Source organism: Candidatus Pantoea edessiphila (assembly GCF_002933345.1).
Lineage (GTDB): Bacteria > Pseudomonadota > Gammaproteobacteria > Enterobacterales > Enterobacteriaceae > Pantoea_C.
In genome coordinates, this window is record NZ_PDKR01000004.1 from 71,674 (window position 1) to 84,112 (window position 12,439).

General features: G+C 26.0%; 10 protein-coding genes and 1 pseudogene. 9 read left to right on the top strand and 2 right to left on the bottom strand.

Annotation, left to right across the window (positions count from 1 at the left end; translation table 11 throughout):
- Nucleotides 1–376 precede the first annotated feature (376 nt).
- The 7 genes from ffh (at nucleotide 377) to tyrA (ending at nucleotide 6,431) form a co-directional block, all read left to right on the top strand.
- Nucleotides 377–1,738: a signal recognition particle protein gene (gene ffh / locus CRV09_RS03045; RefSeq protein ID WP_136132663.1), complete on the top strand. Its 1,362-nt coding sequence runs from the start codon at nucleotides 377–379 to the stop codon at nucleotides 1,736–1,738.
- A gap of 150 nt (nucleotides 1,739–1,888) precedes the next feature.
- Complete coding sequence (rpsP, locus tag CRV09_RS03050) at nucleotides 1,889–2,158, top strand: 30S ribosomal protein S16 (protein WP_136132664.1); 270 nt, start codon at nucleotides 1,889–1,891, stop codon at nucleotides 2,156–2,158.
- Nucleotides 2,151–2,729: a ribosome maturation factor RimM gene (rimM, locus tag CRV09_RS03055; RefSeq protein ID WP_136132665.1), complete on the top strand. Its 579-nt coding sequence runs from the start codon at nucleotides 2,151–2,153 to the stop codon at nucleotides 2,727–2,729. Before rpsP ends, rimM begins: the two co-directional genes overlap by 8 nt.
- A 35-nt stretch (nucleotides 2,730–2,764) precedes the next feature.
- Nucleotides 2,765–3,502, top strand: a complete 738-nt coding sequence (gene trmD / locus CRV09_RS03060; protein WP_136132666.1) for a tRNA (guanosine(37)-N1)-methyltransferase TrmD — start codon at nucleotides 2,765–2,767, stop codon at nucleotides 3,500–3,502.
- 38 nt (nucleotides 3,503–3,540) lie between these two features.
- Complete coding sequence (gene rplS, locus CRV09_RS03065) at nucleotides 3,541–3,891, top strand: 50S ribosomal protein L19 (protein ID WP_136132667.1); 351 nt, start codon at nucleotides 3,541–3,543, stop codon at nucleotides 3,889–3,891.
- 336 nt (nucleotides 3,892–4,227) lie between these two features.
- Nucleotides 4,228–5,310 carry a 3-deoxy-7-phosphoheptulonate synthase gene (locus tag CRV09_RS03070; RefSeq protein WP_136132668.1) on the top strand — a complete coding sequence of 361 codons (1,083 nt, stop codon included), beginning with the start codon at nucleotides 4,228–4,230 and terminating at the stop codon, nucleotides 5,308–5,310.
- A complete protein-coding gene (gene tyrA, locus CRV09_RS03075; protein ID WP_136132669.1) occupies nucleotides 5,310–6,431 on the top strand; it encodes a bifunctional chorismate mutase/prephenate dehydrogenase in 1,122 nt (373 codons plus the stop codon). Before CRV09_RS03070 ends, tyrA begins: the two co-directional genes overlap by 1 nt.
- Here the strand turns inward: tyrA and CRV09_RS03080 are convergent.
- Nucleotides 6,428–7,594, bottom strand: a complete 1,167-nt coding sequence (locus CRV09_RS03080; protein ID WP_136132670.1) for a chorismate mutase — start codon at nucleotides 7,592–7,594, stop codon at nucleotides 6,428–6,430. The genes tyrA and CRV09_RS03080 overlap by 4 nt on opposite strands.
- Before the next feature lie 394 nt (nucleotides 7,595–7,988).
- On the bottom strand, nucleotides 7,989–8,720 hold the full coding sequence (gene bamD, locus CRV09_RS03085; RefSeq protein WP_136132671.1) for an outer membrane protein assembly factor BamD: 732 nt from the start codon (nucleotides 8,718–8,720) through the stop codon (nucleotides 7,989–7,991).
- Nucleotides 8,721–8,835: 115 nt separating this feature from the next.
- Here bamD and rluD point away from each other — a divergent pair, with 115 nt between their 5' ends.
- Both rluD and CRV09_RS03095 read left to right on the top strand, forming a co-directional pair.
- The gene (rluD, locus tag CRV09_RS03090; RefSeq protein ID WP_136132672.1) at nucleotides 8,836–9,783 is read left to right on the top strand and encodes a 23S rRNA pseudouridine(1911/1915/1917) synthase RluD; all 948 of its coding nucleotides are present in this window, start codon (nucleotides 8,836–8,838) and stop codon (nucleotides 9,781–9,783) included.
- 362 nt (nucleotides 9,784–10,145) lie between these two features.
- Nucleotides 10,146–12,275, top strand: a pseudogene (locus CRV09_RS03095) (AAA family ATPase); the annotation flags it as partial.
- Nucleotides 12,276–12,439 lie beyond the last annotated feature (164 nt).

Here is a 12,439-nt window from a genome sequence, read left to right on the forward strand (position 1 = left end):
AAAATTATAGATATTTCCCTAATGGGATTATCTTACTGGTTTTATTTAATTTTAATAGAAATTATAAGCTTAATTCATTAAAATAAACGCAAGATGTTGAAAAAATATTTTATTATGTCATATAGCTATTCATTATAATAAAGATTTGAAATTATCTTTAAAAAAATCATAAGAAATAAATTTTTCATAGAAAAATAATACATTATATTTAAAAATTAAATTATTTTATTTACATAAATATATTAAAAATAATTACAAATCTAATTTTTATTAATATAATATATAACGTTAACTGATTATAAAGATATATATTGGTTTAAAATTAATTTAAATATTAAAATAAAATTACAGAATTCTAATTATAGGTGAAATGAAATTGTTTGATACATTAACTGATCGTCTATTAAAAACTTTTAAAAATATTACTGGTAGAGGTAGATTAACTGAGGAAAATATAGAGCAAACACTCAAGGAAGTTTCTATAGCATTATTAGAGGCTGACGTTGCTTTACCAGTAGTTCGTAATTTTACTAAATGTGTAAAAGAAAAAGCAATTGGTCAAGAAGTAAACAAAAGACTTACTCCAGGTCAAGAATTTATCAAAATTGTCCGTAATGAATTAATTTTAGCTTTAGGTCAAGATGATAATACTCTTAATTTATCAACATCACCTCCAGCTGTTATATTACTTGTTGGTTTGCAAGGCACGGGAAAGACCACTAGTACTGTTAAACTTGCTAGGTTTCTAAGAGAAAAACATAAAAAAAAAGTTTTAACAGTTTCTACAGATATTTATCGTCCAGCAGCCATTAAACAATTAGAGATTTTATCAAATCAAATTAATATTGATTTTTATCCTTCTAATTGTGATCAGAAACCAACTTGCATTGTAAGAAATGCATTAAGGGAAGCTAAAATAAAATTTTATGATGTCTTATTAGTGGATACGGCTGGTCGTTTACATATTAATTCATCTATGATGGAAGAGATAAAGCAAATACATAATGAAATCAATCCAATAGAAACTTTGTTTGTAGTTGATGCTATGATGGGCCAAGATATTGCTAATATTGCAAAAATATTTCATGAAGAATTATCTTTTACTGGCATAATTTTAACAAAAGTAGACAGCGATGCACGTGGTGGAGTAGCATTATCTATTCGTTATATAACTGGAAAACCAATTAAATTCATAGGAATAGGTGAAAAAATAGAAGCTCTAGAGCAATTCTATCCAGAGCGTATAGTATCTCAAATTATTGGAATGGGTGACATAATAACACTAATTGAGGATATAGAAAATAAATTAGATGGTAAAAATTTAGAAAATTTAACAAAAAAAATAAAAACAGGTAATAATTTTGATCTTATTGATTTTCTTCAACAATTAAAGCAAATACGTAAAATGGGTAATATATCTGATTTAATAAAAAAATTACCTGGTTTAAATAATATATCAGATAATATTCAATCAGAAATGGATGATAAAATATTAATTAGTATGGAAGCTATTATTAATTCGATGACCATCAAAGAACGTAAGAAACCAGAAATTATCAAGGGTTCTCGTAAACGTCGAATTGCTAATGGTTCAGGTTTGAAAGTACAAGATGTTAACAGATTACTTAAGCAATTTACTGATATGCAAAATATGATGAAAAAAATAAAAAAGAACGGAATAAACAAAATATCTAAATATATGAAAAACATAATCCCACAAAAATTTTATAAACATTAAAGTATTTAATAAAATAATTCGAATTATGATTTATAAAAGTTGATTTTTTGTACTTATATAAGTAGAATTTAAGTTCTTTGTATAAAACACCCGGTTCTATTATTAGAGAAATAATAGAACCGGGTGTTTTATTAAAAATAAGGAAATATTATGGTAATAATTCGATTAGCAAGACATGGTACAAAAAAACGTCCATTTTATCAAGTAGTGATTACTGATAATCGCAAAGCTCGTAATGGTGCTTTTATTGAAAACCTAGGTTTTTTTAATCCAATTACTTCTGGACATAGAAATTTTTTGTCCTTAAATCTGAAACGTATAGAATACTGGATTGATCAAGGTGCACAACTTTCTAATAAAGTTAATACATTAATTAAACAAAAAAAGAGATCTCAATTAAACGTTGATAAAAATGAATAAAAAAGAATCTGGATTAGATAATCTTTTTATTAAAGAACCTATTATTATAGGAAAAATAGGGTCCGTATACGGTGTTCTTGGATGGATAAAAATTTATTCTTTTACTGAAAGATTAGAAAATATTTTCTTTTATAAACCATGGTTTATAAATCACATTGGTAAATGGCGTAAACTGGAAGTAATTAATTGGAAATATAATAATAAACAAATTATTACAAAATTTAAAAACATAAACAATAGAAATATAGCTTATGAGTTAACCAATCAGGAAATTATTGTTAATTCAACACAATTACCATCTTTAAAAGATGGTGAGTATTATTTAAAAGATCTACTGAATTGTAAAGTAATCAATCAAAATGGTTTTATAATTGGTATTATAATTGATTTTATAGATACAAAATCAAACCATGTTATGGTTGTCAAACCTGAATTTACAGGAAATAGTGAATTTAATAAAAGTAAATTCACTAAAAAAAAATTATTAATTCCGTTTATCGAACAAAGAATCATTCAGATGGTAGATATATATAAAAAATTTATTAAAATAAATTGGGATATTAATTTTTAAAAAAACTCAACTATTATATAATAATGTGTTATAAGATGTGGATAGGAATTATTAGCTTATTTCCTGATATGTTTAATATCATAACTAATTACGGAGTTATTAGTAGAGGTGTAAAAAAAGGATTACTTACATTTCAAACTTGGAATCCCCGTGATTTTACACATACAAAAAACCGTACAGTAGATGATAGTCCATATGGAGGTGGACCAGGAATGATAATGATGGTTCAACCTCTAGTTGATGCTATTTATGCAGCAAAAAAAGTAGGGAATGGAGCAAAAGTAATTTATCTTTCTCCCCAAGGTCGTACGCTTAACCAAAATAAAGTATTTAAATTAACAAAACAAAAAAAAATTATTTTAGTATGTGGTCGATATAAAGGTATTGATGAAAGAGTTATTGAATCTGAAATAGACGAAGAATTATCGATAGGCGACTACATAGTTAGCGGTGGAGAATTACCAGCAATGATATTAATCGATGCTGTTGCTAGATTAATTCCTGGAGTGATTGGTAAATATGAATCTATTGAAAAAGATTCATTTTTTAATAGGTTTTTAGATAGTCCTTATTACACCAAACCTAGGTTTTTTCAAGGAAAAAAGGTTCCAGATATATTACTATCTGGAAAACATTTTGAAATTTATCGTTGGAGATTAAAACAATCTTTAGGACGAACCTGGTTAAGAAGACCTGAACTTTTAAAAAAATTAGTTCTTAACACAGAAGAATTAAAATTATTGATTGAATTTAAAAAAGAAATTAAAAAATAAAAATTTATATTTTAAGATATTAAATAAGAGATTTGATAATGAATGAAATTATTAAAAAGTTAGAAAAAGAACAAATGACTAAAGATATACCATATTTTAGACCAGGTGATTCTGTAGAGGTAAAGGTTTGGGTAGTAGTTGAAAATTCTAAAAAACGAATTCAGACTTTTGAAGGAATTGTTATAGCTATAAGAAATCGTGGTTTGAATTCTTCTTTCACTGTACGCAAAATTTCAAATGGAGAAGGTGTTGAACGTGTTTTTCAGACCTATTCTCCTGCAATTGATATTATTATAGTAAAACGTCATGGTACTGTTCGTAAGGCAAAACTTTACTATTTACGCAAATTATCTGGAAAATCAGCTCGTATCAAGGAACGTCTAAATTAAAACTATAATTTAGGACATTATTAATAATATAGAAAATAATTAATAAATAATATCATTAATTAATTAATGATTAATTCAATAATATTAAATATCTTTTAATATTATCTCTGATAATTTTAAACAACTAAATTAACTTATCTTAATATTCACTATCATATAAATAATTATTATCATATAAATAATTATTATCATATAAATAATTATTATTAAATTTATTTTTGATATCTTTATAATATTTAAGTTAAATATCAATTATTAAATAATCTAAATTTCCTATTATTGAGAAATATAAAAGATTTTATTACCTATTAAATATATGGAGTGGAGTATGCAATTATGAAAAGAGATTTATTAAATAATGTGCATATTGCTGATGAACAAATATTAATTACACCAGAGGATCTAAAATCAAAATTTCCTTTAAATCTTAAGCAAGAAACACAAATTTCTTGTTCAAGAAAGATTATTTCTGATATTATTTCAGGCAAAGATTTTAGATTATTAATCGTATGTGGCCCTTGTTCAATTCATGATACAGAAGCTGCTGTTGATTACGCCAATAGATTATATAAGATAGCTGAAAAAGTAAAAGATCAGTTATATCTTGTAATGCGTGTTTACTTTGAAAAACCCCGTACTACTATCGGATGGAAAGGATTGATAAATGATCCTTATATGGATAACTCTTTTGATATGGAATCAGGACTACATATCGCACGTAATTTATTGTTATACTTAATAGAAATAGGATTGCCTTTAGCTACAGAAGCTCTAGATCCTAATAGTCCTCAATATCTTGGTGACCTATTCAGTTGGTCAGCAATTGGAGCACGTACTACAGAATCACAAACACATCGAGAAATGGCGTCAGGTCTTTCAATGCCTGTTGGTTTTAAAAATGGTACAGATGGTAGTTTAGGCACTGCAATAAATGCTATGCGTGCTGCTTCAATGGCTCATTGTTTTGTCGGTATAAATCAATCTGGACAAGTATGTTTATTAAAAACTAAAGGTAATCCCAATAGTCATATTATTTTACGTGGAGGAAAGTCACCTAATTATGCCCCTAATGATATTACACAATGTGAAAAAAAAATGATTAATGCAGGATTAGACCCAGCTTTAATGATAGACTGTAGCCATGGAAACTCTACAAAGAACTATAAAAAACAAATTTCAGTAGCTAAATCAGTTATTTCTCAAATTAAACAAGGAAATGGTTCAATTATTGGTCTTATGCTAGAAAGTAATATTAACGAAGGTAATCAATCCTCTGAACAACCTCGTACTGAAATGAAATATGGAATTTCTGTAACTGATGCGTGTATTAACTGGGAATCAACAGAAAATTTATTATATGATATGCAAAAAAAATTACGAGGAATATTATCAAATCGTAAAAGGAGTAATAATAATTAATGTCATTAACTAGACTAACAAAATTATACGATCAAATAAACAACATTGATAAATCGTTGATACATTTGATAGCAAAAAGATTTGCCTTAGTTGAAGAAGCCACTGAATTAAAAAGTTCCTATGGGATATCTGTTGACGTTTCAGAAATAGAATCAAAAATGATCTTGTATTTACGTCAAGAAACTGAAAAATTCGGTATTTGCCCTGAATTAATAGAAGATATATTATATCTTATAAAAACAAAATATTATAAGAATAAATACAAAAAATTTTTAAAAAAATTGCATCCTAAAATAAAATCAATAGTTATAGTTGGTGGTAATGGGCAAATGGGATGTTTGTTTAAAAAAATGTTAATATCATCTGGTTATAATGTTAAAATTATTGAAAAAAATGATTGGCATAACGCTGACAGCCTGCTATTTGATGCAAGTATGGTTATTATAAGTGTACCCATTGATGTAAGCAAAGAAATAATTTCAAAACTGTCATCTTTACCTAAAGATTGCATTTTGGTCGATATTTTATCATTAAAAACCATTCCATTAAAAGCTATGCTTGAAGTACATAGTGGTCCAGTTTTAGGTTTGCATCCAATGTTTAGTCCTGATCATTATAATTTGCAAAATCAGCTAATAATTTGGTGTGATGGTCGTTATCCAAAATCATATCAATGGTTTTTAGAACAAATTAAATCTTGGGGTATGCGTATGCACCGCGTTAACGCAATAGAACATGATTATAGTATGTCATTTATTCAATCTCTTCGTTACTTTAAGACTTTTGTATACGGTTTACATCTAAACGAAGAAAAAGTCAATTTAGATCAACTTATGGATCTTTCATCTCCTATTCACAAATTAGAACTTTCAATAGTGGGACGTTTGTTTACTCAAAATCCTCAACTTTATGTAGATATAATGATGTCATCAAAAAGTAATATAGCTTTAATAAAACGTTATTACGAAAGATTTGGTAGAACTATTTCATTATTAGAACAAAAAGATAAAGAGGTTTTTATAAAAAATTTTAATGTTATAGAAAAATGGTTTGGTGATAATTCTAAAACATTTCTTTATAAAAGTAACATGTTATTAAATTTAATAAATGATATTTTCTAATATTTATTATTAATGGATATATGATTTTTGCTAGGATAGCATCCTAAAATTTTGAATGAACATGTAATGTTTTTCAAATCTATTAATGCTTGTTTTATGTTATTTAAGTTTAAATTACCTTGAATATCAATATAAAATATTTTTTCCAAATGATTATTATTTTTTAGTAGTGATTCAATTCTATTGATAACTAAATTGTTTTTACGCAATATAAATAATATATCGACCAATTTACCCATATGCTGTCCAGTATTAATTATAAGAGTAGTTTTAGCAGGAATATGATCAGAAATTTCTTCAGATCTACGTGATAGTACAATAAATCTTGTTTGATTATATTGTTTGTTTGCTATATTGCGTTTTAGTACTTCTAGTTTATATAACCCCCCCCCTGCTTCACTACCTAAAGCTGCTATGTTTATTGAATTGATTGTAGCTACTTTTCCAATTGCTGCTGCTGTACTTTCTGTGTATTTAATTACCCAACGAGGAAATAAACTAATAAAATTACTACATTGCTTAAAAGGTTCTGGATGACTATAAATTGTTTTAATTGTTTCTAAATTTACTCCTTTTTTTGACAAAATACAATGATTTATATTTAATATGATTTCATTGGTAATTGATAAATCTGTATATTGTAATAAATTATATACTTCATTAATGGAACCTGAATTAGTATTTTCGAGAGGTAATATAGCATAATCTGCAATTCCTTTTTCGACATTTTTAATAATGTCATTAAATTTAGAACAACTTAATTCAATTATATTATCAAAATATTTATCAGAATATTTCCTAGCAGCAATATGTGAATAAGAACCCTTAGGACCTAGAAAAGTAATTTTTGCTATATTATTAGAAGTATAATTAGGATCTTTTTGTAAAATTTGTCTTTGAACAAAAACTGAATCTTCAATTACTAATTTAAATAGCTGTTTAATATAATAAGAATTCAATTCATATTTTTTTGCGGATATAATTAATTTTTTTATTATTAAATTTTCACGTTTTATATCACGAATTGGACGGTTATCTTTTAACTTAATCTTGGCAATTTCAATAGATAAGCAACGACGTTCAGATAATAACATCAAAATTTTTTCATCTATTTCATTAAATTTATCACGCAGCATTGTTAATGCTGAGTTTTTATAATTCATAAAGGTTACCTATAAGGTATAAGATAAAAATTAAGAAAACAAGATTTTAAGATCTGTAAGTTAAGCTATAAAATAACACAATAACAATTATAAAATTACTAACAGATAAAAGTTATTGATTATTTTATAGCAATATCAACGTAATAAATATTTTAAGTAATTATTTAATCAAAGTATTTTAGCTAGATCTTTACCTTAGTTTATTTGAGATATAATCTTTAATAATTTTATAAATCAATAGAAAATATAATGCAATATCAAAAATAAACTTTAAATTAATTATTTCATATTTTTATATTTATATAATATAAGAAGATATGTTTTTCAAAAATAACAAATCTCTAAATATCAAAATATATTTAAACAGTTAAAATATAATAATATTATTTATATTTTAATCATTTGCAGCAATAATCTTATCAATTTTGTCAGCTTCATTATGGATTTTTAATTCACGATAAGCATTTTGCATTAATACTAATCCATCAAGTGTTGCTTGTGTATCAGGATATAACTTTATCATTTTTTTAACTCGATTAATTACCGCAACATAAGCTTTACGTTTACTGTAAAACAGTGCTATAGATAATTCATGTTTTGCCAAACGATTTTTTAAATATACTAAGCGATTATAAGCATCTACTGAATAATCACTTCCAGGATAATTATGTAATAATTTTGCAAAATCATTAAATGCATTATAAGCATGGACCATGCTATGACTAGAATAATCAAGCTGTACTTTTAGTTTTAATGGATTATCTAATATCATTTCTATTAATCCTTTAATGTAAAGTAAATAGTCCATAGAACTACTTTCTGGATAAATCTGCATAAAATGATTAATCAATATTTGTGCAGAAATAAAATCTTTATTTTTATAATAAGAATATATCATATCAAGCTGTGCTTGTTTTGAATAAGATCCAAATGAATCTATATTACTTATGTCTTTTAAATATTGTATTGCCGATACAAAATTACCGTTCTGCATTTTTTGTTGAGCAATACTATACATTTTCTGTAAATCAGTATAAGGTATAGAAGAAATATTATTAAATTTAGAACAACCCATAATCATTAATATTAATGTAAAAGTAACAAATAGGTATTTTATTCTTTTCATGATACAATTAATATCCTTTTAAAAATATTTAAAGTTAATTTAACAAAAAACATAGCATATCATTAAATTTATTATTGCTATAATAAATCATTTTTATAAAGCACACATTAAGACTATGTTAAAAAAAATTCAACATACTTTCACCTTACCTAAAACTAATTGTAACGAAAGATTAGATAAAGCTTTAAAAAAATACTTACCTCTTTATTCACGATCATCTATAAAAAATTGGATTTTAAATCAATACATCAAATTAAATGGAATTATAATAGATAAACCAAAAAAAAAAATATCTGGCGGTGAATTAATAACTATTAATGCTCTTTCTAAAGAAAGATTAGATTCAAAACCACAAAATTTACCATTAAATATTTTATATGAAGACGAATATATTTTAATTGTAAATAAACAAAATAATTTTGTCATGCATCCTGGAGCTAATCATTTTAGTGGAACTCTATTAAACGCATTATTATATAAATATCCAAACATAATTAATGTGCCACGTGCAGGTATAGTACATAGATTAGATAAAAATACCACTGGATTGATAATCGTAGCAAAAACATTAAAAGTACAATCCAAATTAATTAAAATGTTGCAAAGACGTGAAATTACTCGTGAATATGAAGGAATTATAGCTGGTAAACCACCTATAAGTGGTACAATTAATAAACCAATTTCCCGACATTTAACAAAAAGAACAAAAATGATGGTAAATCCACAAGGAAAACCGGCTATCACTCATTATAATGTTATAGAATATTTTCGTAATCATTCTCACATACGTATACGTTTAGAGACAGGCCGTACACATCAGATACGTGTTCATATGGCTTATATTCGTCATCCATTATTAGGAGATCCAGTGTATGGAAAACCTTTTATTTTATTTAAAGAAACTTCTAATACATTGTTAAAAAAATCATATATTTTCAATCGACAAGCTCTGCATGCAACGACGTTAAACTTTTACCACCCTATTACTAACATCCAAATGAAAATTGATATTCCAATACCTAACGATATGAACGAGCTTATAAGTATAATTAAGGAAATATAATTATAACTAAATAAAAAATAGTATTTTTTAAAGAACTATATTAAGTAGTGTAGTTTATATTTTTCATAACTAAACTAGTTTTATTAAAACTATATAAACGTTGTTTTAAAAACAAGATCAACCCTCTTATAAATTATAACACAGTTTTATTTGAACAAATATTTAATAATTACACAATAGAATGAATTTTTATATTTATTCTAAAGTTATTATATCATTAAACAAATTAAATAGAGTAAATAAATATATAGCATATGAAATATATTTATTTCATCAAAAATATATTTTTATAAACTTTCATACAATCTTTTGATAGTTATATTATTAAACATTTATTTTAAAACATCTAGAATAATTATCAAGGACAAAACATGAATAATCTAAGAACTGAAAACCAAAATTTAAATAAATATACAATTAATATTACTAAACTTGCTGAAAACAACAAACTAGATCCAGTAATAGGACGTGATGAAGAAATTCGTAGAACAATACAAGTATTGCAACGTAGAACAAAGAATAATCCAATTCTAATTGGCGAACCTGGAGTAGGAAAAACTGCAATTATTGAAGGTTTAGCACAACGTATTGTTAATAGTGAAGTACCAGAAGGATTAAAGTATCGTCAAATACTATCACTTGATATGGGTGCTTTGGTAGCTGGTGCTAAATATCGTGGTGAATTTGAGGAACGTCTTAAAGGATTAATAAACGACCTATCCAAACATGGAGGCAATATTATATTATTTATTGATGAATTGCATAATATAGTTTCAGGTGGACAATATGATGGATCAATGAATGCAAGTAATCTATTAAAACCAGAATTAGCTAGAGGAGGTCTTCATTGCATAGGAGCTACGACTTTAGATGAGTATCGATACTATATTGAAAAAGATGCGGCTCTAGAACGTCGTTTTCAAAAAATTAATATAGTTGAACCTAATGTTGAAGACACTATAGCTATTCTTAGAGGATTAAAAGAACGTTACGAATTACATCACCATGTTCAAATTACTGATCATGCTATTGTTTCTGCAGCAAATTTATCACAAAGATATATTTCAGGACGTCAATTACCTGATAAAGCAATTGATTTAATTGATGAAGCTGCTTCAAGCATTCGTTTGCAAATAGATTCCAAACCTGAATCTCTTGATAGACTAGAAAGGAAAATTATACATTTAAAGCTTGAACAACAGGCATTAAAAAAAGAATCAGATCAATCAAGTGTTAGACGTCTTAACATATTAAAAAAAGAACTTCATAAAAAAGAAGTTGAGTATATTAGTCTTGAAGATAAGTGGAAAAATGAGAAAGTATCTCTTTTAGCTATACAAAAAATAAAAACTAAACTTGAGCAAGCGAAATTATCATTAGAACAAGCCCGTCGTTCTGCAGATCTTGCAATGATGTCTGAATTACAATATGGTAAAATTCCAGAACTTGAGAAACAACTTATTGTAGCAAATCAATTCAAAAAAAATAACATGAATTTATTACGTAACCGCGTTACTGATATAGAAATTGCAAATGTTGTATCTCTTTGGACGGGGATTCCAATATCTAGTATGATGGAAAGCGAGCGTGAAAAACTTTTACGAATGGAAAAAGAACTGCATAAAAAAGTGATTGGACAAAATAAGGCAGTTGAAGCAATATCAGATTCTATTCGTCGTAATAGAGCTGGTTTATCTGATCCTAATCGCCCAATTGGCTCATTTTTATTTTTAGGTCCTACTGGAGTTGGCAAAACTGAGTTATCTAAAGCATTGGCATATTTTTTATTTGACAACAATAATGCAATAACAAGAATAGATATGTCTGAATTTATGGAAAAACATTCAGTTTCTAAGCTTATAGGAGCACCTCCAGGATATATTGGATATGAAAAGGGAGGATATATAACAGAAGCTATACGTCTTCATCCATATTCAGTAATTTTACTAGACGAAATTGAAAAAGCACATGGTGATGTTTTTAATATTTTATTACAAGTATTAGATGAAGGTCGTTTAACAGATAATAAAGGACGTACTATAGATTTTCGTAATACAGTAATTATTATGACTTCTAATCTTGGTTCAAACTTAATTCAAGATAATTTTGATATTATTGATTACAATAAGATGAAAGATTTAATAATGCATACAGTTAATCGTCATTTTCGACCTGAATTTATTAATCGTATTGACGAATTAGTTGTATTTCATCCATTAAACGAAGAGCATATGATTTCTATTGTGCAAATTCAGTTAAAAATTTTATGTAAACGTTTAGAGGATAAAGATTATAACTTAATTATTGATCAAGAAGTATTTAATTTATTAGGGAAACACACATACAATAAATCATATGGTGCACGTCCTTTAAAAAGGGCTATTCAACAACAAATTGAAAATCCTTTAGCAAAGAAAATAGTTTCAGGAGAACTATCTAATGAAAGGACTATAACAATAAGTATGGAAAATGGAGAAATTAAAATTAATTGATTTTCATAAAAATTAATTAATGATTATAAAAACATAGTAATATCTCGATAGACAATATTTAATAATATTATAATATAGTCAAGATATTTATAATTAATCAGTATATTTAGACAAGAAAAACTTGACTAATAAGGTCAACAGAGTTAGCATAACGAATTATTATA

Coding starts and splice junctions, on each gene's coding strand:
- CRV09_RS03070 (WP_136132668.1), top strand. CDS start 4,228: ATGAAAAGAGATTTATTAAATAATGTGCATATTGCTGATGAACAAATA.
- bamD (WP_136132671.1), bottom strand. CDS start 8,720: ATGAAAAGAATAAAATACCTATTTGTTACTTTTACATTAATATTAATG.
- trmD (WP_136132666.1), top strand. CDS start 2,765: ATGTGGATAGGAATTATTAGCTTATTTCCTGATATGTTTAATATCATA.
- rluD (WP_136132672.1), top strand. CDS start 8,836: ATGTTAAAAAAAATTCAACATACTTTCACCTTACCTAAAACTAATTGT.
- rplS (WP_136132667.1), top strand. CDS start 3,541: ATGAATGAAATTATTAAAAAGTTAGAAAAAGAACAAATGACTAAAGAT.
- CRV09_RS03080 (WP_136132670.1), bottom strand. CDS start 7,594: ATGAATTATAAAAACTCAGCATTAACAATGCTGCGTGATAAATTTAAT.
- rimM (WP_136132665.1), top strand. CDS start 2,151: ATGAATAAAAAAGAATCTGGATTAGATAATCTTTTTATTAAAGAACCT.
- tyrA (WP_136132669.1), top strand. CDS start 5,310: ATGTCATTAACTAGACTAACAAAATTATACGATCAAATAAACAACATT.
- rpsP (WP_136132664.1), top strand. CDS start 1,889: ATGGTAATAATTCGATTAGCAAGACATGGTACAAAAAAACGTCCATTT.